Below are 23,688 nucleotides of genomic sequence, written 5' to 3'. Positions count from 1 at the left end.
CAGTATCACCCGGCCGCTCTTCCCACGGCGGGCGCCGTGCCGGTCTGCCGCACACCACCGTCACCCGTCCGGAAGTCCACCAGCCGTGCGCCGGTCAGCGCACAGGACAGCCCGCGCCGGTCGCGGGTCGCCAGCACGCCGACCAGCGCGGCGAGGGCCACCGCGTGCTGCAGCGTGCCCGCCCACGCGTTCGAGGCGTCGCCGGGGGGCACGGCCTCGACGATCCCCAGCAGCCCGTACAGCCCGAGCAGCGCGTACCCGCGGGCGACGCGTTGCCCCCGCGAGCCGCGCGCGAGCTTCCCGTCGCCGTCGGGCCAGCGGGGCTCCAGCCACACCGCCCGCTGACCGAGCGACGCCCCCGACCCGAACCATGGCGGCAGCCCGAAGACGAACACGACCGGCAGCACCGTGACGAGCAGCGCGTCGGCCCAGGTGGTGGTCGACGGGAGGTCCCGGCCGGAGACGAGGAGCCCCACCCGCCACGCGAGCTGCAGCGCCACCCCCAGGACGGTCGCCGCCGCCAGGTCGGCCGCCATCCCGAGGACCCTGCGCCAGAACGTCACCGGCCGGGGATCCAGGCGTGCCGCCGCCAGTTCCCGCGCCTGCGGCATCCAGCGCAGCACGACCGGCGCCACGAGCGCGCCGAGCAGGCCGCCGAGGGTGTTGGCCAGCACGTCGTCCACGTCGGCGACGCGATAGGAGCAGGGGATCAGGCCGAGGACGCCGGTGAACTGCACGCTCTCGACCGCCGCCGACACGAGCAGCGCCGACACCGTGGAGGCGAGCACGCCCCAGCCGAGGTAGCGCCGAGCCAGCACGCCCCACGGCACGAACAGCAGCACGTTGAACGCCACCTGCAGGACGGCCGTGCTGCGCAGGGTCGCGAGCGTGCCGAGCCCCGCCGTGTCCCGACGGATGTCGTCGAGCGAGTGCAGCGGCGCCAGCTCGGCGCCGGCCACGCCGTGGGCGGCGCACCACTGCGCGAGGTCGCCCAACGGCAGCGGCAGCAGTGTGTACGCGACCAGGGTCACGACGTACACCGCGAGCGCCGCCGCCCCCAGCACCCGCCGCGCGTCGAGCCGCCCGTACCGACGTTGCTGCATCAGGAGCACCGGGATCAGCACCCCGAAGAACACGAGCACCCCGAAGGTCACGCCGATCATTGCCTGCCAGGTCCATTGCTGCACGCAGCGACGTTAGTCGCCGCAGCGATGATCACCCCTGTCGAGCCACCGCTCGCTGGCTGAGCCTGTCGAGACCGAGTCGTGGTCTCGACAGGCTCGACCGACGAGCTCGACGAGCTCGACGAGCTCAGCCGGCGGGGAGGGTCATCGCGCGCAGGTCGTCGAGGGTGCCGTCGAAGACGTTCATGTCGATGTGGTCCTCCTCGCCGTCGTACCCCGGCAGGGTGTCGCGGTCGGAGTACTGCCAGAACTCCCAGTCCCGCCGCGGCAGCTCGGGGCTTCTGGCGACCGAGCGGATCCACAGGGGGAAGTCGTCGTAGTCATCACCGAGGTAGTCGGCCCGGATCTGCTGGGTGGTGTAGATGATCGGGGCCACCCCGTAGTGCTCCTCGAGGGCGGCGAGCATCGGGTCGAGGATGCCGCGCAGCTCGTCGCCCGACGGCGGGTCGGCGACGAACTCTGCGTACAGCTCGACGTCGACCACGGGCGGGAGCGAGCCGGCGGCGGCGGGCACGGTGTCGATCATGTGCCGCGCCTGGTCGGCGCCGGGGCTCTCGAAGCTGAGGAAGTGGTAGGCACCCACCAGGAGGTCGGTGTCACGGGCAGCGTCCCAGCTGGCGGCGAACCGCTCGTCCACGTGACTCGACCCCTCTGTGGCCTTGATGAACGCGAAGTCGACGTCCTGGTCGGCGAGCACCGGCCAGTCGATCTCCCCCTGGTAGGCCGACACGTCGACGCCGCGCACGGCGTACCGGTCCGCCGCGAACCGGTTGGGCCACAGCACCCCGTTCCACACCAGCACGGCGAGCAGCGCGAGCAGCACGACCACGCCGCCGGCGATGCCCAGGCCCCATCTCAGCCGGCGTCTGCCGGTCCTCGCGACACTCACCCGCCGATCCTCCCGGATCGGCACCGTGCGCGGCCAACCAGGGTGCCGGCCGGACGGGCGCCGTGGCGCCGGCCACGGGATGATGCACCCATCCGAGCAGGGGAGCTACGTGTCCGACGCCACCAGTTCCGACGCCACCAGTTCCGACGCCGCCGGTGAACCCGCGGCCCCACGCCCGGCCGCCTCGACACCGACACGCCTGCTCCGGACGGCGGCCCGGATCCCGTTCACGCTCGGCGTCATCGGGGTGGTGCTCGTCCTCGGCGTCGTCACGGGCGCGCTGTGGTCGCCGTTCGCGGACCACTCGTGGTTCCAGAACGTCGCCTTCGGCGCCCCAGCCTTCGCCGAGGGCCGCTGGTGGACTCCCGTCACGGGCTCGCTCTTCGCCCTCGATCCCCGGGGCTACCTGTCCGTCGCCGGGGTGTTCCTCGTGTTCGTCGGCTGGGCGGAGCATCGGCTGGGGACCCGGCGCGCGGTCATCGCGACGGTCACCTGCCAGCTCGTGGGCGTGGTCGGGACGGCGGGCGGGATCGCGCTCCTCGCCCGCACCGACTGGGGCTGGGCGGACCGCCTGGCCGGGGTGCGCGACGTCGGGTTCAGCGCGGGCGTCGTCGGAGCCGTGACCGTGGCGGTGCTGAGCCTGGCGCCCCCGTGGCGGTTCCGCGTGAGCGCCCTGATCGCGGCCTATGTGCTGATCCTCCTCGTGGCCCAGGGCGGGATCGCGGACGTCGAGCACCTCGTCGGCTGGGTGGCCGGGCTCGTGATCGCCCGCCCACTGCTGGGCGCGAGACTGGGCCGCCGCACCCGCGCCGGGCGCATGCAGCGGGACCGGGGGGCGGCCGCCGGGTACTTCGCGATCTCGGCCCTGCTGGTGATGCTCACGAGCTTCGCCGCCGGGCCCACGGTCGGCCCGCTCGGCGCCATGGCGGGCGACGACTGGCCGACCGGCATCCTCGTGGTCGTCATCGACCTGGTGCTGGCCGTCGGGCTACTGCGCGGCCGGCGCGCCTGGTGGCTCGTGGCGGTGGTGCTCACCGTGCTCGGCGCGGTCTCCGAGGCGCTGCTCGTCGTGACCACCGCCGCGGCCGACCGCGTCGAGCCGCTGTACGTGCTCATGCTGCTGCTCGACGCCGGCGCGCTGACCCTGCTCGTCGTGCGCCGGTCGTCGTTCCGCGCCCGCCGCCACGCGCGGCCGCCGGCCGCGGCCTACCTCGACCAGGACGACGCGCGGGCCGCGCTCCGGCGCCTCGGGGCGAGCCAACGGCTGTCCTGGATGACGACCTGGGACGGCAGCGAGCGCTGGACGCCCGAGGGCCGCGACGGGTACGTCGCCTACCAGGCCCACGCCGGCGTCGTCGTCGTCCTCACGGACCCGGTCGGCGACGGCCCCGGCGGCCGCGCGGAGCTGGTGGACGCCTTCGTCGAGTCCGCGACGGCGGCTGGGTCCGGGTCGTGCTTCGTCTCCGCGAGCGAGGAGGTCGCGTCGATCGGGCGGGCGCGCGGCTGGACGCTGGTGCCCGTGGCCCAGGAGGCCGTGATCGAACTGCCGGGGCTGGAGTTCCGGGGCAAGAAGTGGCAGGACGTGCGCACGGCGCTCAACCAGGCCACCAAGCACGGCGTCGAGCACCGGCTGGTGCGGCTGGCCGACGAGCCGCCCGAGACGCTCGCGCAGGTGCAGGCGATCTCCAAGGCCTGGCTGGGCGACAGCGACCTGCCGGAGATGGCCTTCACGCTCGGCGGGGTCCGCGAGGCCCTCGACCCGGAGGTGCGGGTGGGCCTCGCGGTCGACGGCGAGGGGCGGGTGCACGGGGTGACGAGCTGGCTGCCCGTGCACGCGCCCGGCGGCGAGGTCGCGGCCTGGACCCTCGACGTCATGCGGCGCGCGCCCGACTCGTTCCGCTACACGATGGAGCTGCTCATCGGGTCCGCCCTCACGGAGTTCCGGGACGAGGGGATCCAGGTGGCCTCCCTGTCCGGCAGCCCGCTCGCGCGCGGGGACGAGCCCTCCCCCGCGGGTCTCGACGCGGTCCTCGACCGCCTCGCGGAGCGGCTCGAGCCCTTGTACGGGTTCGAGTCGCTGCACCGCTTCAAGCTGAAGTTCCAGCCGCGGAACGTGCCGCTCTACCTGGTCGTGACCGAGCCGGCGACGCTGCCGCTCGTCGGCCTCGCGCTGGTGCGGTGCTACCTGCCCGACGCCCGCGCCCGCGAGCTGGTGGCAGCGGCCCGCTCCGCCCGGTCGTCCCGGTCGTCCCGCGGCTGAGGCAGCCTCGGACCTGCGGAGACGCGGGGATCGCCCATCGTCGCCCGGAAGTTGCTATGGTGCCCGGTTCACGACCCACCTGGAGGCGAGTGGAGGTGAACTCACGTGGCCAAGAGCTCGAAGAAGCAACCGTCGCTCAGTCTGAAGGAGAAACGCGCGCAGAAGCGCGAGAGGACTGCCGAGACGGACGTCAAGGCGCGTAAGCGCTAACCCGACCCGTCGCGGGCCGGTCGCCCACCCGGCGACCGGCCCGATCTGTCGAAGATGCCTCTTCCCCGCACGGCTCGTCGAAGTGCCCGGGGCCATCGTTCGGGAACACCCCGGCCCCCTTGCGCGTTATGTCACAAGACCCCTAGCACGACGAACGAGGAGCACCGTTGCGACGCATCCCCCGAAAGGTCGAGATCGAGTACGAGCCGGGGCGGTTCACCCGCTACCTCCGGCATGACAACGGCGAGGGCTATGTCTCGCCCCACGCGAGCGTCCACCCCGACGCCACCATCAAGGCCGGCGCCTACGTCGAGGCCGGTGCCCGCGTGGGCGCGCACGCCCGCGTCGGCAGCTTCAGCTGGGTGGACGTGGACGCCGTCGTCGGGCGCGGCGCGCGCGTGGACGAGAACGTGCACGTCGGCGTGCGCAGCGTGGTCGGCGACGACGCCCGCATCGGCTCCGGTGCCCGGCTCGGCGCCGACAGCCGCGTCCCCGCCGGCACGATGGTTCCGCAGGACGCGATCGTCCCCGACGGCGCCGTCGCGCAGGGCACCCGGCGCCGCAAGGACTTCGGCACCGCCGCATAGGCCCCGACTGGTGTCAGGGCTGCCGCGGCTTGTTGCGGCCCCCCATCCCGGCGACGATCGACACGCCGATCACGGCCAGGACGATCTGGAAGAGCAGCTCCCACCAGTCGAACCCGTCTGTGTCGTTCACGCCGATCAGGTCCGCGATCCACGTGCCCAGCAGTGCCGCGACGATCCCCACGAGGATGGTCGCGATGATCGAGATGTTCTGCTTCCCGCGCGCGAACAGCCGCCCGAGGGCCCCGATGATGGCGCCGACGATGATCGCGGTGATGATGCCGGAGATGGTCACGGTGCTGCTCCTTTCTTAAGGACGGACGCGCGCCGCGTCCGCCTCGAACCTACGGCCACTCCTGCGTGCCCGCCCCTTGAGCGCGCCCGTCGGGGCTGGTGACGGCGTCGCGATGTCACGGGCAACCGTCCGCGGCACACGCCTCAGGACCGGTCGACGTCGAGCTCCGTCCGCCCCACGTGCCAGCGATCGGCGAGCGTGGCCACCCCGGCGTCGGTGACGACCAGCCCGCGCGTCGTCCCGCGTCGCTCCACCCACCCCGCCTCGAGGAACCGGCCGGCGACGGCGACGCCGAGGGCGCCTGCGAGGTGCTCGCGCCGCTCGGTCCAGTCGGGGCAGGCACGGACGAGCGGGCGTCGGGCCCGGCGGAGCGCGTCGACATCGACCCCCTCGGCAGCCAGGCCGTCCTCTCCGTCGGCGGTGACGGCGAGCCCGTCGCCGTCGAGCCAGCCCCGCGCCACCATCGCGTCGCGGAGCGCCACCCCCAGCCGGCCGGCCAGGTGGTCGTAGCAGAGCCGGGCCCGCGCCAGTCGGCGCGCCTCCCCCGACTGCCGCAGGCTCACCAACCGGGCGGGGGGGCACAGCTCCCCGAGCGCCTCCAGCGCGGCGGCGACCCCGGCGCCGGCGAGCCGGTAGAACCGCTGCCTGCCGCGGGGTTCCGCGACGACGAGCCCCGCCTCCACCAGCGCCGCGAAGTGCTCGCTCGCCGTCGAGCGCCGCACGCCCGCCGCCGTCGCGAGCTCGCTCGCCGGGCGGCTGGACCCGTCCATCAGGAGGTTGAGGACCGTCGAGCGCACCGGCGCCGCGAGCGCCTGCCCGATCACCGTGAAGTCCACGCCGGTCACTCCCCGGCCCGCGCCCGCACTCGTCCGTCCGCTCATCCGTCCACCGTAGGACGACGACGGTTCGGCCATCGCCGAACCGTTCCCGGCCTAGGGTCCGGCGCATGACGCAACCCACCGCCCGCCTGCAAGACCTCGAGGTCGTCCTCGAACACCGCCCCGGTGCCCTCGCCGCCCTCGGACGCGCCCTCGGCGCCGCGGGCGTGAGCCTCGAGGGCGGCGGGGTGTTCGCCACGGGCCGCACCGCCGTCGCGCACTACCTCGTCACCGACGGCGACGCGGCGCTGGCCGCCGTCGAGCGTGCCGGGCTCGGCGCGGCCCGGGCGCGCGACGTCGTGACGCTGCGCCTCGACCAGGAGACCCCCGGCCAGCTCGGTACCGTCGCGGGCCTCCTGGCCGACGCCGGCGTGAACGTCGAGGTCCAGTACAGCGACCACGCCGGGAGCCTCGTGCTCGTGGTCGACCCCGCCCACCGGGAGGCCTGCGCCCAGGTCGCCGCCGAGTGGACCAGCGCAACCAGCTGACGCACGGCAGTTCAGGTCACGGTGCGATGCCCGCGGCTTGGGGAGCTATATAACTCCCCGGCACTCCTGCACGGAGTGATACAACTCCCCGGCGAGGACCCCTCGCGACGTTGTCCGACGTCGAGATCGCACGGTCCCTCGGTGTCGTCGAACCGGGTGCGTCGAGGCAGCCGGGTCGGCAGCCCGGCGACCGCTCAGGACAGGACCAGCACGAGGCCCACGACCGCCAGCAGGCAGGTGCCCGCGCAGACGAGGGCGATGCGGCGGCCGTGCCGCAGCCGCGGCTCGTCGCTGGCCAGGTGTTGGCTCGTGTGGCGGGCGTGGCGCCTGGTGAACCACCACAGGGGCGGGACGGCGGCCAGCGCGAGCGCGGCGACGAGCGCCAGGGCCAGGGGCGCCTCGACTCCGGGGAGGGCGTGGACCGCGACCAGGCAGACGGCGGCGAACGACAGCAGCGTGCGGCGCCAGGCGAGGGCCGTACGCTCCGCCTGGAGCCCGCGGTCGCGGTCGGGGCCGACGAGCGGCGGGTCGGAGGTCATCGCTGCTGGGTCATCGCAGCAGCAGCGCCAGCAGGACGAGGATGCCCACCACGCAGACGGTGACCACCAGCACGAACCCCGTGAGCGCGCCGGGGAGCGCCCCGTGCTCGCGCATCGCGCGCTCCGTGCGCGCCCACTCGATCGCGGAGACGACGGGGACGAGGGCGCCGGCCACCAGCAGCACGATCGCCGCAGCCAACCGCAGCCGCGGCTCCATCGGCAGGTCGAGCGCCTCGAGCGCGGTGCCGCCCGCGATGAGGCCGAGGGACGTGCGGATCCACGCGAGGATGGTCCGCTCGTTCGCGAGGGAGAACCGGGGGTCGGGCTCCGTGCCCTTCTCGTAGACCCAGCGCGGGAAGCGTTCGCGGCTCACGCGGCGCTCCCGGCGCCGCGGTCGGATCGGCACGTCACGAGGCCCGAGCCTAGCGACCGTCCCCGCCGCGGGCGAGGCCCCGGGCCGGGCGTCGGTGGCCGTGGCTAGCGTCGGCGGCATGTCGTCCCCCGTCGCGTCCGCCTTCCTCGCCCTGCACCGCCCGGGCGACCCGCTGCTGCTGCCCAACGCCTGGGACGCCGGCTCCGCGCGGATCCTGGCCTCTCTCGGGTTCACCGCGCTCGCGACGACGAGCAGCGGGTTCGCGGCCACGCTCGGGCGGCCGGACGGCGCCGTCACCCGTGCCGAGGCGCTCGACAACGCCGCGGCGCTGGTCGCCGCCGTCGACCTGCCGGTGAGCGCCGACCTGGAGAACGGCTTCGCCGACTCCCCCGCCGACGTCGCGCGCACCGTGGCCGACGCGCGCGGGACGGGCCTGGCCGGGTGCTCGATCGAGGACCACACGGGTCGCACCGACGACCCGATCTACGACCGCTCCCTCGCCGTCGAGCGGGTCGCGGCGGCCGCCGAAGCGTCGGGCGGCGGCCTCGTCCTCACCGCGCGCTGCGAGAACCACCTCCACGGCCGCGGCGACCTGGCGGACACGATCGACCGGCTGCAGGCGTACCAGCAGGCCGGCGCAGACGTCCTCTACGCGCCCGGGCTGCGCGAGGCCGGTCAGATCGCGACGCTGTGCCGCGAGGTCGACCGGCCGGTCAACGCCCTGCTGCTGGCGGGCGGGCCCACGCCGGCCGAGCTCGCGGAGGCGGGCGTCGCACGGATCTCCGTGGGCGGCACGTTCGCGTGGGACGCCCTGTCCGGGCTGGTCACCGCCGCGCGGGAGCTGCTCGCGGGCGACGTCGGCTTCCTCGACCGCACGGGCCCAGCGCGCGAGGTCATGGGGCGCGCGTTCCACGCCTGAGACCTCACCGGCCCGCCGGGAGCACCACCGTGTGCACGCAGCGCCACCGGGCGTCGTCGTGCACGAACGTGTCGACCGACCATTCCTCGTCGCGGAACGGCGACCCGCGCCACGTCCCCGCGGAGACGCCCCGCCCGAGCGTGACCGCGACGTCGTCGTGCACGCGCACCGCGATCAGCTCGGACGACAGCTCCGAGTGCACCAGGTCCCCCGAGGCGACGAGCGTGAGGAAGCCGGCGCGCTCCTGGACCTCGCCGTCCACCCCGACGATCGTCCAGCCGGGGTCGACGAACTCCTCGATGGCGCCCGGGTCGTTCGCCACGATTGCGGCGCCCCAGCGTCGCAGCAGCGCCGCGAAGTCCGCGGCGTCGTCGTCGGTGCCGTACTCGCCCATCCCGGACCTCCGTCCGCCGGGCCCACCGCTCGATCATCGCCCCCGGGCCGCGCGCTGACGACCCGGGGCCGGGCGCGCTCAGAGAGCTTCGACGAAGGCCCGCACGAGCGGGTGGATCGGCAGGCCCGCGGACGCGCCGAGGTGGGGCTGGAAGAGGCTGGCCACGAAGAACGGGTGGCCGGTCAGCTCGAGCACCTCGGCGCCGGCGTCGTCCGCGACGGCGCCGACCACGACGCCCGCGCGCTCCAGGGCCCGCACGGCCTCCGGCGTCGGCGCGTACCGGCAGTAGTGCATGCCGACGAACGGCTCGGCGACCCACGACGCGAACCGCGTGCCCGCGACCGGCGTCACGACGCGCTCTTCGCCGTACAGCGAGCAGGCGAGGGCCGCCACGACGTTGTCGTCGGCCTCGCCGTCGGCCTCGGCATGGCTCGCGGGGCCGCCCAGGACGTTCCGGGCGAGCTCCACGACCGCGTACTGCATGCCGGCGCACGTACCGAGGAACGGGACGCCGCCCTCGCGGGCCGCGGTGATCGCGCGCAGCACGGCGGCGTCGTCCGCGTACGGCGACCCGGGCACGAGCCACAGGCCGTCGTACGCGGCGACGTCGAACGGCGAGTCGGTCGGCACCCACACGGCCTCGACGCCGAGCTCGTCCGCGAGCCGCGGCACGAGGGCGTCGAGCTCCCGGTGGCTGGTGTGGTCGCCGTGGTCGCCGAGCAGCGCGATGGTCATCGCCGCACCGTACCGGCACGGGCCGCCACGCATTCGGGCGGGCGCCGCGTCAGCCCCCGTTGGACTGCCGCACCCCCTCGGCCAGCGCGTCGAACCGATAGACGAAGCCGCCCGCGGGTCCGCTCACGGTCACGTAGGCGTCCGTCGTGCCGGGCCGGATGGCGAGGTTCGTCGCCGACTCGAGGCCCTCGTCGGCCGCGGGGACGGCGATCGTGGCCAGGGGCGTGCCGTCCGGGGAGTAGACGAGGATGCGCGGCTCGCCGTGCACGCCCTGGTAGACGTTCCCCGCCGCGTCGACGGCGTTGGAGTCGGTCTGCGTCGTGCCGCCGTCGACGTGGATCGCCGTGTGCCCCGACGTCACGGCGGTTCCGCCCTCGTCGAGGATGAGGTGGTCGATGTGGTTCGCGTCGAGCTGGCTGACCCAGAGCGCGCCGCCGTCGAGGTCGAACGAGATCCCGTTGGGGTTCGGCTGGTGGTCGGCAAGCACGGTCGCCTCGCCGGTGTCCCGGTCGAACCTCAGCACCCGCCCCGACGCCTCGGCGTCGGGGTACGTCGTGTACGCCGAGTCCGTGACGAACATGTTCCCGGCGTCGTCGAACGTCAGGTCGTCCGGTTGCGTCGTGCGACCGTCGACCTCGCCCTCGGCGACCACCTGCGGGTCCTCGCCATCGGGCGTGACGCTGATGACCCGGCCGCCGGCGTAGTCGGTGAGGTACAGCCGCCCGTCGTGCGGGCCGAACTGTGCCGACGTGTACACCCCGGAGTCGTCGGTGAACACCGGGCTCACGTCGCCCGACCCCAGGTCGATCGCCATCACCTTGGGGTCGCCCGCGGGCGCGGTGACGTCGACGAGGTAGAGCCTGCCGTCCTCGCCGAACGTCGGGCCCTCGAGCAGGGTCATCCCCGTCTCGTCGTGCACCGAGGTCACCTGGAGCACGCGCTCGGCGGTTTGTTGCTCGGGGACGGCGGCCGCCCCCTCCTCGGACCCACCGGGCGACGCCGCGCACCCGGCCAGCGGCAGCGCGAGGGCAGCCGTCACCGCCAGGGCGATCGGGCGGCCGGAGCGGTCACTGTTCGTGCTGCGCACCGGTCAGCCCTCCGCCCGGTCGACCTGGCCCGCGGGCATCACGAGCACGTCGTCCATGCCGCCCTCGCGCCACTCGGCGAGCACCCGGTGGAACGCGACGGGGCCGGGGCTGAACCCGTTCACACGAGAGCGCGGCCTGCCCTCGGCGTTGTAGTAGCCGGGCGTGCACTCGGCCTGGAAGTCGACGTTGTCCACGGCGACCTCCGCGATCGTGTCGCACCAGCCCTGCACGGCCTCCGCCGTCGGCTCGACGTAGCGGGCGCCGGCCTTGCGCGCCTCGGCGACGACGGCGGCGATGTGGCCGGCCTGCTCGGACAGGATGTGCACGAAGTTCACGGAGTTCGCGTTCTGCATGGTCCCCAGGTGGAACAGGTTGGGGAAGCCGTGGGAGTAGAAGCCGTGCAGGGTCCGCGGGCCGCGGCCCCACGCCTCGAGCAGCGGGGTGCCGCCGCGGCCGTGCACCGGGAGCGTGCCCGACACCACGCCGGAGACGCCCGTCTCGAATCCCGTGGCGAAGACGACGCAGTCCACCTCGTACTCGACCTCCGTGCCCGGGTCCCCCACGACGACGCCCGTCTCCGTCATCCGCGTGATCCCGCCGTGGTCGGCGGTGTCCACGAGGGTGACGTCCGGCCGGTTGAACGCCTGCAGGTACTGGTCGCTGAACCCGGGGCGCTTGCACATGTACCGGTACCAGGGCTTGAGCGCCTCGGCGATGGCGGGGTCGTCGACGACGTCGTCCACCCGGGCCCGGATCTCGTTCATCTTCGCGAAGTCCGCGAGCTCGTCGAGCCGCTCTCGCTCCTCGGGGTCGAGCGTCGTGTCGACGGCGCCGCTGATCATCTTGCGCTGCAGGCGTGCGGTGGAGGTCCAGCCGTCGCGCGTGAGGTCCTCGTCGACCTCCTCGCCCGCGAGGATCGCGAGGAAGTTCTCCATGCGCTCGCGCTGCCAGCCCGGAGTGAGCGAGGCCGCCCACTCCGGGTCGGTGGGGCGGTTGTCGCGCACGTCCACCGACGAGGGCGTGCGCTGGAAGACGAACAGGTGCTGCGCGTCGCGGGCGACGTGCGGGATGGCCTGCAGCCCCGTGGCCCCGGTGCCGACCACGGCGACCCGCTTGTCCGCCAGGCCGGTGAGTCCGCCGTCGCCGCCCCCGCCGGTGTAGCCGTAGTCCCACCGGCTGGTGTGGAAGGTATGGCCGCGGAAGTCCTCGATGCCGGGGATACCGGGCAGCTTCGGCTGGGAGAGCGTGCCCGAGGAGACGACGACGTGCCGGGCGCGCATCGCGTCGCCCCGGTCGGTGCGCACGAGCCACTCGGCGGCGTCCTCGTCCCACGTCAGCTCGGTGACCCGGGTGTGGAAGACGGCGTCGCGGTACAGGCCGTACTGCTCGGCGATCCGCACGGCGTGCCGCCGGATCTCCTCGCCGGGGGCGTACCGCCACCGCGGCACGTACCCGGTCTCCTCCAGCAGCGGCATGTACACGTACGACTCGATGTCGCAGTGGATGCCCGGGTACCGGTTCCAGTACCAGGTGCCGCCGAAGTCCCCGGCCTCGTCCATCATGCGCACCGACCCGACACCGGCCTCGCGCAGCCGCGCGCCCGTGAGCAGGCCGCCGAAGCCGCCGCCCACGACCAGCACCTCGACGCGGTCGGTGAGCGCCTCGCGCTCGGCCCGCGGGGTGTAGGGGTCCTTCGCGTAGTACCCGAACTCGCCGGCGGCCCGGCGATACTGGGCGTTGCCGTCCGGGCGGATACGCCGGTCGCGCTCCTGCCGGTACTTCTCGCGCAGGGCGTCGGGGTCGAAGCCCAGGTCAGCGTGCAGGGCCGGGGGTGTCGTCGTGGCGGTCAAGTCGGGCCTCTCGTCGGTGGCACGAAGTCGGGCGCGAGGGGCGGTGTCACCTCCCGCAACAAAACCGTACATCAACGTACGTTTCTGCCTCCGGGCCTGGGCCGACCGCCCTCGTTACCCTCGCCATATGGCCGAGGCACCGACCCGACGGGACGCGACGCGCAACCGCGAGCTCCTCGTCGACGCCGCGCGCCGCACCTTCGCCGCCCTCGGCCCCGACGCGCCGCTCGAGGAGATCGCCGTCGCCGCCGGGGTCAGCCGCACCACGCTGCACCGCCACTTCGTCAGCCGCGAGGCGCTCGCCTCCGCCGTCCTGCAGCAGAACGTCGCCGACATCGAGGCCCGCGCCGCCGACCTGACCGGCAGCGACGACGACGTGGTCGACCTCTTCCACTTCGTGCTCGACGTGCAGGTGGCGTCACCCTCGCTCGCCCTGCTCATCGCCCACAGCGAGACCCCCGACTTCCATGACCTCGCGCGGCGCACCGCGGAGACGTTCGACCCGCTCCTCGAGCGCGGTCTGGCGGCCGGCGTCGTCCATCCCGGGGTCACGACCCGCCACGTCATGCTCGCGCTGCCCATGGCGATGTCCGCGCTCGCGGTCGAGGACCGCGCGACAGACGCGCCGCGCGGCCAGCAGGTGCGCGAGATCCTGCACCGCGGGCTGTTCACCACGGAGCCGCTCCGCGCTCCCGGGACGCGACGGGGCCGCGGCCAGGACTCCTGACCGCGGCCCGTCCGAGCATTGCTCAGCGCGTGGCGAGCGCGCGGCCGGCCGCGGCGGCGGCCTCCTCGGCCTGCTTGCGGGCCAGCGCGGCCGGCTCCTCGAGCCCGTCCATCGCGGGGTTGACGCCGACCAGGGTCAGCTCGCGCTCGATCACGGTGAGGTCCGCGCCCCAGACGTCCTCGAGGATGCGGCGCAGGTAGCCGATGCTGTGCTCCCAGCCCTCCTTGGGCGTTCCGGGGCCGTAGGCCCCGCCGCGCGTGGTGAGCAGGACGACCGGGATGCCGTCGAGCAGGGTGGCGGCCGCGCCCGCCCCGGCGATGACCAGGTCGACCCACGTCTTGACGTGCTGGGACACGCCCCAGTTGTAGAGCGGGAAGGCGAGCACGACGGCGTCGGCCTCGCGCAGCTCCTCGACCAGCTCCGCGGCGAGCGCGATCGACTCGGCCTCCTGGGGGCTGCGCTCCGCCTCGGGGAGCTGCGCGCCGGCGATGGCGGCCGCCCAGGCGTGCGCCGGGAGCGGGTCGGCACCGAGGTACCGGGTGCGGACCGTCTCGTCCGGGCGCGCGGCGGCGATCTGCTCGGTGACGTGGTCGGCGAGCGCGCTGCTCGAAGACCGGGGGCCCTGGATGCTCGCGTCGATACGCAGAACGGTCATGCGGGTGCTCCTCGCGAAGGTGCGCCGCCGGTTGCCCGGGGCGCCATTTGAATGTTCAAGGCGAACGTTAACCCACACCGACTTGAACATTCAAGGGCACGGGTAGGGTCGAGGGCATGACCTTGACGACGGACACCGCTGTGCCGTCCCTGACGGCCGACCAGTCGCAGGACTGGAAGGCGCTCATGGCCCTCCTCCTCACCCTGCCGGCCGCGCTCGACGCCCAGCTCAAGCGCGACGCGGGGATGAACACGTTCGAGTACCAGGTCCTCGTCGGCCTGGACACCTCCCCCGGGAAGCTGCTGCCCATGACCGACCTCGCCGCGCTCACCCAGGTCTCGCCGTCGCGGCTGTCGCACGCGGTGACCCGCCTCGAGCGCGCGGGCTGGGTGGAGCGCCGCGAGTGCCACGAGGCCGGGCGGCGCACGGCCGCGGTTCTCACCGAGGCGGGCGCGGAGAAGCTCCGCGAGACCGCGCCCGGGCACGTGGCCGAGGCCCGCCGACTCGTCGTCGACGCCCTCACTCCCGAGCAGCTCGCCACCCTGGGCGACTCCGCCCGCGCGATCGTGGCGCAGGCGTCTCCCGAGGTCGCCAGGATGCTCCCCGACTGCTGAGGCCCTCCCGGACTGCCGGCGCCCGCGGGCGCCGTCACCGCCCTTCAGGAGCTGAGGTCGAGCACGACCCCCGTCGTCCCGGCGAGCACCCCGGCGAGCCCGGCCGCCGCGGCCGCGTCGACGGGCACGGCCGTACGGACCGCGGAGGCTGACGAGGCGGCCGGGGTCGCGGAGGCCGGGGTCGCGGCGTCCTGGGCGCCCGCGGCGGCGCACCCCGCGAGGGCCCGCGCTGCGCGGGCCCCAGGGTCGTGGTGGCGGGAGGTCGCTCCGTTCGTCATGTGTTCCTCCGGTTCGTCGGGGCGCGGACTGCGCCCGTCCGGATCCTTGCCTCAGGATCGGAACCGCAGGTGAACGCCCCACGACGCCCAGATGACGCTCCGGAATCTCACCCGCTCGCGCGGGCGACCCGTGCCCTCATGCCACGAGGTGCTGCGTGATCACCGACGCGTCCGGGCCGTGCTGCACGCGCGCGAGCGCGCCGTTCACCAGGGCCAGGTACGGCGGCATGTGCCCGCACTCGACGTCGCCGAGCACCGGGATCCCCAGGTCGCCGAGCGCGTCGCGGGCCGCGTCGTGCTGGGTGAAGCCGTCGGCCGCGGGGGCGTGCGTGCGGCTGACCAGCACCGCGTGCGCGGCGTCGAACCAACCCGCGTGGCGCATCGCCCACATCGCCCGGCCGACGTCGTCCGCGCGCCACTCGCAGATGTCCAGGTAGACGACCAGGCCCTCGGGCGCGTGCTCGGCGGCGAACCGCGGCACGTCGCCGTACGGCGTGCCGGCGAGGAGGGCGACCGTGTCCACGCAGCCTCCGATCAGCCGGCCGGAGACGTCGACCGGCGCGTCCGGTTCGGCGCCGGCGCCGGCGTCGAGCCGCAGCCACGACCCGGCGTCGTCGAAGGTCCAGGTCGAGGCGTCGGGGTGCGCCTCCCAGTCGTCCCAGCCGTCGGACCGGAAGCGGCGCGGGGACCGCTGCACGAGCGCGGCGCCCGGCGCGTCGGACTGCTCCGCGGCCGCGACGTCCCACCAGCCCAGCAGGCCGTCGGGCACGTCGTAGGGGGTGTCCATGAGGTTCTGCCCGTGCAGCGTCGCGACGCCGGTGCGCAGCGTGAGCGGCAGCAGCACGGTGGACACGTCCGAGTAGCCGACCAGCCACGTCGGGTCGGCCGCGAGCGCCTCCCAGTCGAGACGCCCCAGCAGGTCGACCGCGAGCGTCCCGCCCCACGGCGGCACCACGGCGCGCACGGCCGGGTCGGTGAGCATGGTCGTGAGCTCCGCGGCGCGGACGTCGGCGGGGGCGCTGACGATCCCCTCCCCCGTCGCGGTCGCGCCGACCCGGACGTCATAACCCTGCGCTCGCACGACCTCGACGGCGTGCCGCAGCCGGCCCTGGAGCGGGGCAGGGACGCCCGACGACGGCGCGGTCACGCCGATCGTGTCGCCGGGGCGCAGGGGTCGGGGGTAGCGGATCGTCATGACCGGGACTCTGCCCGACCGTCGGCGCAGCGGGCAACGCGATTCCTGCCGGCGACAGGTTGTCCACAGGCGGGCATCGGGCCTGGTGCGATGATCGTCCGACCGCTAGAGTCGAACATGTGTTCGATTGCGTGGGTCGCGACGAGGAGGTGGACGACGCATGACCGGAGTGCTCGAGAGCGTCGTCGACGACCTGCCGGTCGTCACGACGCCGTGGGACGACATGCTCTCGCCCACGGGCCCGACGACCGTGCACGACGTCTCGGCCGCGCTCGAAGACGTGGCGCGGGTCCAGGCCCGGATCAACGCCCTGGAGGGCGAGAAGCTCCTGGCCGTGGAGCGGACGCGCCGCGCGGCCGTCCGGTGCGAGCCTGACCTGCTGGCGGGCGAGGAGCTCCGGGTGCTGCGCGCGGGCACGTCCCGGCAGCACGAGCTGGCACGGCGGGCGTTCGCGGCGGACGTCGCGACCACGCTGCACGTCGGCGAGCAGCAGGCAGAGCACCTGGTCGAGACGGCGCAGACCCTGACCTCGTCGGGGTCGGCCACGCTCGCCGAGCTTCGCCGCGGGCGGATCGGCGCCCGCCACGCGACGGCGATGGCCGACGTGCTCGCCGACCTCCCCGACGCCCAGGCAAGGGCGGCCGTGCAGGCCGAGGCCCTACCCCGGGCGGCGACGACGACCCTGGCCCAGTTCCGTACCTGCCTGCGCCGGGCCCGGGACCGCGCGCACCCCGAGCCGTTCACAGCACGGCACGCGAAGGCGGCGGCGAAGCGCGCCGTGTTCGTCGACCCGGCCGCCGACGGCATGGCCTGGCTCAGCGCCTACCTGCCAGCCACCACCGCCCACGCCGCCCTCGACCGCCTGACCACCACCGCCCGCACTGCCCGGGAGGTGGGAGACCACCGCACCCTGTCTCAGCTCCGTGCCGATGCGTGCGCCGCCCTGCTGCTCGCCGGCGCCGAGGACACACGCGCCCCGGACACCTCGGGCCCGCCGGCGGTCGACACTGACCCGGCCACCGACTTGGCTGCGGAGCTGTCCGCGGGCCTCGTGCCAGACCTCGCCGACCACGCCCGAAGGATCGCCCCGCGCGTACAGGTCACGGTGCCCGTGCTGGCGCTGCTTGGCCGGTCGGACGACCCGGCAGAGCTGGCCGGGCACGGCCCGATCGACCCGGGGATGGCGTCGTTTCTGACGGCCGAGGCTCCGTCGCTGCGTCGGCTGCTGGTGGATCCGTTCTCCGGTGCGGCCCAGACCACGGACGCCGGCACCTACACCGTCCCGGCGGCGTTGCGCTCGTACCTACGCTCGCGCGATGGCTCGTGCCGCTTCCCGGGGTGCACCCGCCCGCCCGTCCGCTGCGACGTCGACCACACCGTCGCGTGGGCCGACGGCGGTCGCACCGTCGCGGGCAACCTGGCGCATCTCTGTCGTCGCCACCATGTGCTGAAGCACGAGACGCGCTGGCACGCCCGGCAGGACGCCGACGGCACGCTCGTCTGGACGTCACCCACCGGCCGCGTGTCCCGCGACCCCGTCGCCGACCCTGTCGACCTCACCGGCCGCACGCTCATCTCGCCCGCCGATCCCGCCCCGCTCGACGCATCTGGCCTGCCGGACTCCCGTGCTGAGCGGCACTCGGCACGCGCCGTCACCCGGTGACGGAAGACTGACCTTGTGCAGATGTCGCCGGCCAGGTCCTGGTGGCGTTGAGCTGCATCTTCACGCTCGCAGCCTCGGTGAGATCGATGCCGCTGGTGTCGTTGTAGGCGGTCACCGTCCGGTCTGCCATGGTCCGCAGCGCCGCGAGCAGCGTGGTGCGCTCGAGGTCGGTCGGGGTGAGGTCCCGGACCACGCGGCGCGCCTCGGCGAGGCGGTCCCGCGCCGCGTCGCGCGCCTGGCCGACGAGGGTGCACGCCCGCTCGTCGTCGGCGCGGATGGCGTCGTCGGCGGCCCGCAGCAGCAGCTCGATGGCGGAGAGCGACTGCGCGAGCGTGTCGTGGATGTCCCGGGCCAGCCGGGCGCGCTCGTCCGTGACCGCGCGCTCCCGCTCGGCCTGGGTGAGGTGCTGGCGCGCCTGCGTCAGCTCCTCGACCGTGCGCCGCCGGCGGCCACGGCGAGCACCGTCGTCAGCGCCACCGCGACGACACCGCGGTGCGGCCCGAGGACGTGCATCTGCAGCAGCATCAGCGGGAACGCGATCCACAGCGCCGCCGGCGAGAGCCACAGCAGCACCACCCACGGCACCACGAGGCCGACGACCCACGCGGCGTCCGGCCACCAGGCCCCGCGGGGGGTTCGACCGACCGGTCGTGCAGCCGCACCACGCGGCGACCCCACGCGCGCCCTGGTCCGGCGGCCCGAGGTGCTGCTCGTCGACGAGCCCACGTCGGCGCTCGACCACGAGCGCGGCACGCAGGTGGTCGAGCTCATCACCGGCCTGGCCCGCGAGTCCGGCGCCGCCACGCTCCTCGTCTCGCACGACGCGTCCACGCTGGCCACCGTCGACGCCACGGTGCGGATGCTCGACGCCCGCCTCGAGGAGGCGGCGCCGCTCGCCGCCCTCCGACCTCAGCAGGTGGGGCAGGGCACCTCGGCGCGCTGACCGCGCCACGCGCGCGCGGAGTCGAGCGCGGCCTCGAGCCGCTCCGACCAGGACGGCCGCCGCAGCCGCACACGGAACGTGCCCGCGGCGGCGCGGTCGGAGGTGACCTCGCCGACCTTCTCCGGCGCGCAGCGGCCGTACTTCGCCACGTAAGCGTCGTCGAGCAGGGAGTGCAGCTCCGGCGCCACCTCGGCGAGCACGACGGGCTGGCGGGTGCCGTCGATCTGGAGGTGCGCCCGCCCGCCACCGGCATGCCGCACCGCGTCGGGCGACGAGCGCACGTACAGGTCGTGACCCAGCTGCACCACCCAGCCGCGCTGCGGCCGGCCGGGTTCGCGCGCGGAGACGACCTGCACGGCCGTCGCGGCCGCGAGGGTGTCGAGGATGTCGAGTTCGTGCAGGAACGAGGCGGCGCGCGTCAGCAGGGTCACGACGGGTCGAACAGTGACCTGGGCCACGGGTATTCCGCCCGGTTCGTGCGAGTTCGTGCTCAGAGGTAGTCGGCGGTGGTGCGCACCCGGCCGAAGCGCGGGAACGTGCGGCGCACCGCCATCTCGTGCTCGTCCCCGGCGAGGCCGGACATCGCGTCCTCGACGAACTCCAGCTCGTAGTCGAGGTCGGATGCCGAGCGGGCGGTGGACTCGACGCCCATGGTGGTGACCAGGCCCGCGAGCACCAGCGAGGTGACCCCGCGGGCCTGGAGCCGGCCGTGGAGGTCGGTGTGGTGGAAGGCGCCGACGGCGTGCTTCACCACGAGCACGTCGTCGGGCTCGGCCAGGCCCTCCACGAGGTCGCTGCCCGGCGGCTGCTCGTCCACCCCCGGGCGGTCGACGCGCACCAGGGCCACGACCTCGCCGCGGGCGCGGGCGGCGATGGCGAGCTGCCGGCACCGGCGCAGCACGTCCTCGCCCGAGTACGGCTCCAGGGGCAGCCCCACGATGCGGGGCATGAGGTCGATGAGCACCAGCGCTGTCGTCATGGGGGGACATACTGGCGGCGACCCGCCCGTCAGTCCAGCGGGTCGCGCACGATCGGGCAGGTCATGCAGTGCCCGCCGCCGCGGCCCCTACCCAGCTCTGCGCCGACGATCGTGATCACCTCGACCCCGGCCCGGCGCAGCGCGGCGTTGGTCAGCGTGTTGCGGTCGTAGGTGAACACGACGCCGGGCTCGAGCGCGACGGCGTTGTTCCCGGAGTCCCACTGCTGGCGTTCGGACGCGTACGCGTCGCCGGCGGTCTCGACCACCCGCAGCCGCGGCAGCCCGAGCGACCGGGCCACGACGTCGACGAACGGGGTGTCGCCCTCGTCCGTCACCTCGACGCCCGGCGTCTTGTCGGACGGGCGCAGGGTGAAGGAGTGGATGCCGTTCACGATCGTCGGGTGCACGGTCACGAGGTCGCGGTCCGCGAACGTGAACACGGTGTCCAGGTGCATCGCCGCGCGCAGGCGCGGCATCCCGGCCACCACGACCTGCTCGGCCGCGCCCGCGTCGAAGAGCGCCTTGGCGAGCTGGGAAATGCCCTGCCGCGACGTGCGCTCGCTCATGCCGATCAGCACGGTGCCGTTGCCGACCGGCATGACGTCGCCGCCCTCGATGGTCGCCTGGGCCCAGTCCTGCTCCGGGTCGCCCCACCACACGGTGGAGCCCACGTACTCCGGGTGGAAGGCGTAGATCGCCTTCATCAGCAGCGTCTCGTCCTTGCGCGCCGGCCAGTACAGCGGGTTGAGGGTGAGCCCGCCGTAGACCCAGCACGTCGTGTCGCGCGTGTAGAGCGTGTTGGGCAGCGGGGGCAGCAGGTACTCGGGGGTGCCCGTGGACTCGCGCGCCAGGTTCACGTAGTCGGAGCGGAACTCGGCGGGCAGGTCGTGCGTCGACAGGCCGCCGACGAGGAACCGGGACAGCTCGCGCTCCGTCAGCGACTCGAGGTACGCCCGCGTGCCGTCCACGAGGCCGAGCCCCACGCGGTTCGGCACCACCTTGCGGTCCAGCAGCCAGTCCCGGGCCTCGGGGATCGCCATCGTCTGCGCCAGCAGGTCGTGCAGCTCCACGACCTCCACGCCCCGGTTGGTCAGCTTGTTCACGAAGTCCAGGTGGTCGCGCTGCGCGGACTCCACCCACATGACGTCGTCGAACAGCAGCTCGTCGGAGTTCGTGGGCGTGAGCCGCTCGTGCGCGAGGCCCGGCGCACACACCAGCACCTTGCGGAGCCGGCCGACCTCCGAGTGGACGCCGTGGGCGCGGGACGTCTGCGTGGACGGGGCGGTGGTCATGGGAGAGCAACCTTTCGTCGGCGGAGATGACGACAGTGCCGAGCCGGTGACGGCGCGGTGGGGTCAGATCGAGATCCACCCGGTGACGAGCCCGACGACGGCGACCACCGCGATGGCGACCACCACCACGAACAGGGTCAGCTCGGCGGGGGTGAAGACCTTGCGCCGCTGCTCGCGACGCGTCATGACGAACAGGATCGTGGCCGGGGCGTAGAAGATGAACGAGACCAGCAGGAGGCCGATCCCGGCCGCGAAGACCAGGAACGCGGTGTAGGCCGTCGCGAGCACCGCGACCACCATGTCCCCGCGCAGCGTGGCGGGGCGAGCGCCGTCGTAGGTCTCGCGCGTCGCGCGGAGCTTGACGGCGTAGAGCGCCGCGAGCAGGAACGGGATGAGGGTCATGACGGCGGTCATGTCGAGCGCGAAGTCGAACGCGTCCTCGGAGAAGTACGTCAGGACCAGCACGACCGTCGAGAGCGACGTGCTCAGCAGGAGGGCGTTCACCGGCACGTCCTGGTCCGTCTGGCGGGCGAGGAAGCGGGGCATGTCGCGGTCCTTGGCGGCCACGAACAGCACCTCGGCCGCCATCAGCGTCCACGCCAGGTACGCGCCGAGCACCGAGATGATCAGCCCGACGCCGACGAAGACGCTGCCCCAGTCGCCGACGGCCGCCTCGAGCACGCCCGCCATCGACGGCTGGCGCAGCTCGGCGATCTCGCCCATCGGCATGATGCCGTAGGAAACGATGGTCACGGACGCGAAGATCGCGAGCACGCTCACGAACCCCAGGATCGTGGCGCGGCCGACGTCCTCGCGGCGCTTCGCATGCCGGGAGTAGACGCTCGCCCCCTCGACGCCGAGGAACACGAAGACCGTCACCAGCATCGTGCCGCGCACCTGGTCGAACAGGGAGCCGGCGTAGTCCGCCCCGCCCCAGTTCTCCGCGAAGGCGGACGGGTCGAAGACGAACAGCGCGAGCAGCACGAAGACGATGATCGGGATGAGCTTGGCGACCGTGACGATCCGGTTGATCGCCGTCGCCTCCTTGATCCCGCGCCGCACCAGCAGGAAGAACAGCCACAGGCCGACGGCGGAGCACACGAGCGCCAGGACGGTGTCCCCCTCGCCGAGCGCGGGGATCCACTGGCCCAGCGTCGACGTGATGAGCACCCAGTAGACGACGTTGCCGACGCACGCGCTGGCCCAGTAGCCGGCGGCGGCGAAGAAGCCCGTGTACTCGCCGAAGCCCGCCTTCGCGTAGGCGTAGACGCCGGCGTCGAGGTCGGGCTTGCGCATCGCGAGGCGCTGGAAGACGAACGCGAGCATCAGCATGCCCGCGCCGGCCACCACCCACGCGATGAGGGCGCCCATGACGCCCGTCTCCTGCGCGAACCGGCGCGGCAGCGAGAACACACCGGCGCCGACCATCGACCCGACGACCATCGCCGTCAGCGTCAGCAGCGAGACCTTCGTCGTCCCGCTCGTCGTGGCGTTCGCCGACGTCGCGGTGCCCTCGTGCGCCATCTTCATGTCCTCCTGAAGTCACGGCGGCTGGTCGTCACCGGGGCGTGGTAGCGCTGTTGCTGCGGCCGATCGTTGCACCATCAGGGCAGGTCCGCGCGCCGAGACGGCCGTCGTGTCAACCGGTCGACGACGGCCACCAGGTCGCCCGCCGGGACCGACACTCCCGGGTCCAGCCGGGGAGAAGACCCGCCCGGCCGGCCGCGCCGACCACCCCGCGATCGCCCGCGGCGACGGTGATGAGCAGGGTGGACGCCGCCCGGCCGGGCTCGATCCCCTCGGCATGGCCGCGCATGACGAGCACCACCGCCAGCGCCGCGATGGTGACGTACACGCGCTCCTTGAGGCGGTCGGCCCGCTGGCCCGGCGAGAGCTGGTCGCGGCGCTGGTGGTGCTCCCTGCCTGCGGACGCGCTGGTCATGATGGCGCTCCTGCCTGTAGGCGTCGGGTCAGGACGACGTAGGCCGGGAACGGGTTGCTGACACCTGGCCGGCGCCGGGGCCAGGCCTATGGTTCGGCTCAGACGGGCACGCGAGGGGTTGGTGCGACGCCCGCCCGCGCGGCGGTCCCGTGCTTGCGCTGGTTGGCCTGGAAGCGCGCCTTCTTCTGCCGGTTCCCGCACGTGTTCATGTCGCACCACCTGCGGGTGCGGCTCTGACTGGTGTCGAAAAAGGCGGCCTGGCACGTCGGCGACGCGCACAGGGCCAGCTTTCCGTCTCGTTCGCCGGAGATGATGCTGATCGCGTCGGCGGCGATGACGCCGAGGGCATCCTCCACGCGGGACGCCGAGCTGAGTCGCCACACCCGGCCGCCCTCGAACGTCAGGACGGCCGCGGCCCGGCCCTGGACGCTGCGCTCGTTGATGACGTGGACGGCGGACGCGGGGAGCGCGTCGTGGGTCGCGGCCGCTGTCGCGGCGGCGTGGATCGACTCCCTCAGCTCCCGCGCGAGGTCGAGCTGGGCGGTGGTGCAGGAGTCCACGGCGAGGCCGTTCACCGCCAGCCAGTCGACGAGCCGCTGCGGCGTGGGGATGCGCTCCACCGGGTCGCCACGACGCTCCGTCAGGGTCGCCGTGAAGCTGGTCGCCAACACGCTCCCGAGGCGGAAGTCAGGGAACTCTGCGGGCACGGAACCA

The 23,688-nt window shown here is 73.9% G+C and carries 28 protein-coding genes; 8 read left to right on the top strand and 20 right to left on the bottom strand.

Annotated elements, in window-relative coordinates; translation table 11 throughout:
• Positions 1-5 precede the first annotated feature (5 nt).
• Complete coding sequence (locus tag AC1C2W_RS15995) at positions 6-1,187, bottom strand: VanZ family protein (protein WP_495390510.1); 1,182 nt, start codon at positions 1,185-1,187, stop codon at positions 6-8.
• 124 nt (positions 1,188-1,311) lie between these two features.
• On the bottom strand, positions 1,312-2,073 hold the full coding sequence (locus AC1C2W_RS15990) for a GH25 family lysozyme (RefSeq protein WP_495390509.1): 762 nt from the start codon (positions 2,071-2,073) through the stop codon (positions 1,312-1,314).
• Between the two features lie 109 nt (positions 2,074-2,182).
• On the opposite strand from AC1C2W_RS15990, the gene AC1C2W_RS15985 reads away from it, so the two are divergent.
• Positions 2,183-4,333 (top strand): bifunctional lysylphosphatidylglycerol flippase/synthetase MprF, encoded by a 2,151-nt coding sequence (locus tag AC1C2W_RS15985; RefSeq protein WP_495413661.1) that lies wholly within the window; start codon positions 2,183-2,185, stop codon positions 4,331-4,333.
• Positions 4,334-4,710: 377 nt separating this feature from the next.
• A complete protein-coding gene (locus AC1C2W_RS15980) occupies positions 4,711-5,130 on the top strand; it encodes a transferase (RefSeq protein ID WP_495390507.1) in 420 nt (139 codons plus the stop codon).
• Positions 5,131-5,143: 13 nt separating this feature from the next.
• On the opposite strand, the gene AC1C2W_RS15975 is transcribed toward AC1C2W_RS15980, so the two are convergent.
• Together AC1C2W_RS15975 and AC1C2W_RS15970 are read right to left on the bottom strand one after the other, a co-directional pair.
• The gene (locus AC1C2W_RS15975; RefSeq protein ID WP_495390506.1) at positions 5,144-5,422 is read right to left on the bottom strand and encodes a GlsB/YeaQ/YmgE family stress response membrane protein; all 279 of its coding nucleotides are present in this window, start codon (positions 5,420-5,422) and stop codon (positions 5,144-5,146) included.
• A gap of 143 nt (positions 5,423-5,565) precedes the next feature.
• Positions 5,566-6,303 carry a metalloregulator ArsR/SmtB family transcription factor gene (locus tag AC1C2W_RS15970; protein ID WP_495413660.1) on the bottom strand — a complete coding sequence of 246 codons (738 nt, stop codon included), beginning with the start codon at positions 6,301-6,303 and terminating at the stop codon, positions 5,566-5,568.
• 65 nt (positions 6,304-6,368) lie between these two features.
• On the opposite strand from AC1C2W_RS15970, the gene AC1C2W_RS15965 reads away from it, so the two are divergent.
• Positions 6,369-6,788 (top strand): hypothetical protein, encoded by a 420-nt coding sequence (locus tag AC1C2W_RS15965; protein ID WP_495390504.1) that lies wholly within the window; start codon positions 6,369-6,371, stop codon positions 6,786-6,788.
• A 194-nt stretch (positions 6,789-6,982) separates the two neighbouring features.
• On the opposite strand, the gene AC1C2W_RS15960 is transcribed toward AC1C2W_RS15965, so the two are convergent.
• Positions 6,983-7,327, bottom strand: a complete 345-nt coding sequence (locus AC1C2W_RS15960) for a DUF202 domain-containing protein (protein ID WP_495390503.1) — start codon at positions 7,325-7,327, stop codon at positions 6,983-6,985.
• 10 nt (positions 7,328-7,337) lie between these two features.
• Entirely contained in the window at positions 7,338-7,700 is a 363-nt protein-coding gene (locus tag AC1C2W_RS15955) for a YidH family protein (RefSeq protein WP_495390502.1), read from the bottom strand.
• Positions 7,701-7,818: 118 nt separating this feature from the next.
• On the opposite strand from AC1C2W_RS15955, the gene AC1C2W_RS15950 reads away from it, so the two are divergent.
• Positions 7,819-8,619 carry an isocitrate lyase/PEP mutase family protein gene (locus tag AC1C2W_RS15950; RefSeq protein WP_495413659.1) on the top strand — a complete coding sequence of 267 codons (801 nt, stop codon included), beginning with the start codon at positions 7,819-7,821 and terminating at the stop codon, positions 8,617-8,619.
• Between the two features lie 4 nt (positions 8,620-8,623).
• Here the strand turns inward: AC1C2W_RS15950 and AC1C2W_RS15945 are convergent, their stop codons facing one another.
• From AC1C2W_RS15945 to AC1C2W_RS15930, 4 genes are all read right to left on the bottom strand, one after another.
• A complete protein-coding gene (locus AC1C2W_RS15945; protein WP_495390500.1) occupies positions 8,624-9,013 on the bottom strand; it encodes a nuclear transport factor 2 family protein in 390 nt (129 codons plus the stop codon).
• 78 nt (positions 9,014-9,091) lie between these two features.
• Complete coding sequence (locus AC1C2W_RS15940) at positions 9,092-9,748, bottom strand: glutamine amidotransferase-related protein (protein WP_495413658.1); 657 nt, start codon at positions 9,746-9,748, stop codon at positions 9,092-9,094.
• 49 nt (positions 9,749-9,797) lie between these two features.
• A complete protein-coding gene (locus AC1C2W_RS15935; RefSeq protein ID WP_495413657.1) occupies positions 9,798-10,835 on the bottom strand; it encodes an SMP-30/gluconolactonase/LRE family protein in 1,038 nt (345 codons plus the stop codon).
• Between the two features lie 3 nt (positions 10,836-10,838).
• Positions 10,839-12,686 carry a flavin-containing monooxygenase gene (locus tag AC1C2W_RS15930; protein WP_495413656.1) on the bottom strand — a complete coding sequence of 616 codons (1,848 nt, stop codon included), beginning with the start codon at positions 12,684-12,686 and terminating at the stop codon, positions 10,839-10,841.
• A gap of 127 nt (positions 12,687-12,813) precedes the next feature.
• Between AC1C2W_RS15930 and AC1C2W_RS15925 the strand changes: the two genes are divergently transcribed.
• On the top strand, positions 12,814-13,413 hold the full coding sequence (locus tag AC1C2W_RS15925) for a TetR/AcrR family transcriptional regulator (RefSeq protein WP_495390496.1): 600 nt from the start codon (positions 12,814-12,816) through the stop codon (positions 13,411-13,413).
• Positions 13,414-13,435: 22 nt separating this feature from the next.
• Here AC1C2W_RS15925 and AC1C2W_RS15920 read toward each other — a convergent pair whose 3' ends face one another.
• The gene (locus AC1C2W_RS15920) at positions 13,436-14,068 is read right to left on the bottom strand and encodes an FMN-dependent NADH-azoreductase (RefSeq protein ID WP_495390495.1); all 633 of its coding nucleotides are present in this window, start codon (positions 14,066-14,068) and stop codon (positions 13,436-13,438) included.
• Positions 14,069-14,184: 116 nt separating this feature from the next.
• On the opposite strand from AC1C2W_RS15920, the gene AC1C2W_RS15915 reads away from it, so the two are divergent.
• On the top strand, positions 14,185-14,682 hold the full coding sequence (locus AC1C2W_RS15915) for a MarR family winged helix-turn-helix transcriptional regulator (protein ID WP_495390494.1): 498 nt from the start codon (positions 14,185-14,187) through the stop codon (positions 14,680-14,682).
• Positions 14,683-14,726: 44 nt separating this feature from the next.
• Here AC1C2W_RS15915 and AC1C2W_RS15910 read toward each other — a convergent pair whose 3' ends face one another.
• Entirely contained in the window at positions 14,727-14,960 is a 234-nt protein-coding gene (locus tag AC1C2W_RS15910; protein ID WP_495413655.1) for a hypothetical protein, read from the bottom strand.
• 136 nt (positions 14,961-15,096) lie between these two features.
• On the bottom strand, positions 15,097-16,155 hold the full coding sequence (locus AC1C2W_RS15905) for a S66 family peptidase (protein WP_495413654.1): 1,059 nt from the start codon (positions 16,153-16,155) through the stop codon (positions 15,097-15,099).
• Positions 16,156-16,315: 160 nt separating this feature from the next.
• On the opposite strand from AC1C2W_RS15905, the gene AC1C2W_RS15900 reads away from it, so the two are divergent.
• Positions 16,316-17,818 carry an HNH endonuclease signature motif containing protein gene (locus tag AC1C2W_RS15900; protein ID WP_495413653.1) on the top strand — a complete coding sequence of 501 codons (1,503 nt, stop codon included), beginning with the start codon at positions 16,316-16,318 and terminating at the stop codon, positions 17,816-17,818.
• Here AC1C2W_RS15900 and AC1C2W_RS15895 read toward each other — a convergent pair.
• Positions 17,808-18,362, bottom strand: coding sequence for a sensor histidine kinase (locus tag AC1C2W_RS15895; RefSeq protein WP_495413652.1), 555 nt, complete (start codon positions 18,360-18,362; stop codon positions 17,808-17,810). The genes AC1C2W_RS15900 and AC1C2W_RS15895 overlap by 11 nt on opposite strands.
• Before the next feature lie 159 nt (positions 18,363-18,521).
• Between AC1C2W_RS15895 and AC1C2W_RS15890 the strand changes: the two genes are divergently transcribed.
• On the top strand, positions 18,522-18,761 hold the full coding sequence (locus tag AC1C2W_RS15890) for a hypothetical protein (protein ID WP_495413651.1): 240 nt from the start codon (positions 18,522-18,524) through the stop codon (positions 18,759-18,761).
• On the opposite strand, the gene AC1C2W_RS15885 is transcribed toward AC1C2W_RS15890, so the two are convergent.
• The 6 genes from AC1C2W_RS15885 to AC1C2W_RS15860 form a co-directional block, all read right to left on the bottom strand.
• Positions 18,728-19,192, bottom strand: coding sequence for a DUF2255 family protein (locus AC1C2W_RS15885; RefSeq protein ID WP_495390487.1), 465 nt, complete (start codon positions 19,190-19,192; stop codon positions 18,728-18,730). The genes AC1C2W_RS15890 and AC1C2W_RS15885 overlap by 34 nt on opposite strands.
• Before the next feature lie 59 nt (positions 19,193-19,251).
• Entirely contained in the window at positions 19,252-19,740 is a 489-nt protein-coding gene (locus tag AC1C2W_RS15880; protein WP_495413650.1) for an isochorismatase family protein, read from the bottom strand.
• A 29-nt stretch (positions 19,741-19,769) separates the two neighbouring features.
• On the bottom strand, positions 19,770-21,032 hold the full coding sequence (locus tag AC1C2W_RS15875) for an arginine deiminase (protein WP_495413649.1): 1,263 nt from the start codon (positions 21,030-21,032) through the stop codon (positions 19,770-19,772).
• Positions 21,033-21,095: 63 nt separating this feature from the next.
• The gene (locus AC1C2W_RS15870) at positions 21,096-22,556 is read right to left on the bottom strand and encodes a basic amino acid/polyamine antiporter (protein ID WP_495413759.1); all 1,461 of its coding nucleotides are present in this window, start codon (positions 22,554-22,556) and stop codon (positions 21,096-21,098) included.
• A 115-nt stretch (positions 22,557-22,671) separates the two neighbouring features.
• The gene (locus tag AC1C2W_RS15865; protein WP_495413648.1) at positions 22,672-22,974 is read right to left on the bottom strand and encodes a hypothetical protein; all 303 of its coding nucleotides are present in this window, start codon (positions 22,972-22,974) and stop codon (positions 22,672-22,674) included.
• A 98-nt stretch (positions 22,975-23,072) separates the two neighbouring features.
• The gene (locus tag AC1C2W_RS15860) at positions 23,073-23,681 is read right to left on the bottom strand and encodes a CGNR zinc finger domain-containing protein (RefSeq protein ID WP_495413647.1); all 609 of its coding nucleotides are present in this window, start codon (positions 23,679-23,681) and stop codon (positions 23,073-23,075) included.
• Positions 23,682-23,688 lie beyond the last annotated feature (7 nt).

Source organism: Isoptericola sp. Y581, assembly GCF_059445475.1.
This window is presented reverse-complemented; position numbering and strand designations above follow the sequence as displayed.

Coding starts and splice junctions, on each gene's coding strand:
- AC1C2W_RS15970 (WP_495413660.1), bottom strand. CDS start 6,303: ATGAGCGGACGGACGAGTGCGGGCGCGGGCCGGGGAGTGACCGGCGTG.
- AC1C2W_RS15965 (WP_495390504.1), top strand. CDS start 6,369: ATGACGCAACCCACCGCCCGCCTGCAAGACCTCGAGGTCGTCCTCGAA.
- AC1C2W_RS15960 (WP_495390503.1), bottom strand. CDS start 7,327: ATGACCTCCGACCCGCCGCTCGTCGGCCCCGACCGCGACCGCGGGCTC.
- AC1C2W_RS15950 (WP_495413659.1), top strand. CDS start 7,819: ATGTCGTCCCCCGTCGCGTCCGCCTTCCTCGCCCTGCACCGCCCGGGC.
- AC1C2W_RS15945 (WP_495390500.1), bottom strand. CDS start 9,013: ATGGGCGAGTACGGCACCGACGACGACGCCGCGGACTTCGCGGCGCTG.
- AC1C2W_RS15940 (WP_495413658.1), bottom strand. CDS start 9,748: ATGACCATCGCGCTGCTCGGCGACCACGGCGACCACACCAGCCACCGG.
- AC1C2W_RS15925 (WP_495390496.1), top strand. CDS start 12,814: ATGGCCGAGGCACCGACCCGACGGGACGCGACGCGCAACCGCGAGCTC.
- AC1C2W_RS15920 (WP_495390495.1), bottom strand. CDS start 14,068: ATGACCGTTCTGCGTATCGACGCGAGCATCCAGGGCCCCCGGTCTTCG.
- AC1C2W_RS15915 (WP_495390494.1), top strand. CDS start 14,185: ATGACCTTGACGACGGACACCGCTGTGCCGTCCCTGACGGCCGACCAG.
- AC1C2W_RS15910 (WP_495413655.1), bottom strand. CDS start 14,960: ATGACGAACGGAGCGACCTCCCGCCACCACGACCCTGGGGCCCGCGCA.
- AC1C2W_RS15905 (WP_495413654.1), bottom strand. CDS start 16,155: ATGACGATCCGCTACCCCCGACCCCTGCGCCCCGGCGACACGATCGGC.
- AC1C2W_RS15900 (WP_495413653.1), top strand. CDS start 16,316: ATGACCGGAGTGCTCGAGAGCGTCGTCGACGACCTGCCGGTCGTCACG.
- AC1C2W_RS15880 (WP_495413650.1), bottom strand. CDS start 19,740: ATGACGACAGCGCTGGTGCTCATCGACCTCATGCCCCGCATCGTGGGG.
- AC1C2W_RS15875 (WP_495413649.1), bottom strand. CDS start 21,032: ATGACCACCGCCCCGTCCACGCAGACGTCCCGCGCCCACGGCGTCCAC.
- AC1C2W_RS15870 (WP_495413759.1), bottom strand. CDS start 22,556: ATGGCGCACGAGGGCACCGCGACGTCGGCGAACGCCACGACGAGCGGG.
- AC1C2W_RS15865 (WP_495413648.1), bottom strand. CDS start 22,974: ATGACCAGCGCGTCCGCAGGCAGGGAGCACCACCAGCGCCGCGACCAG.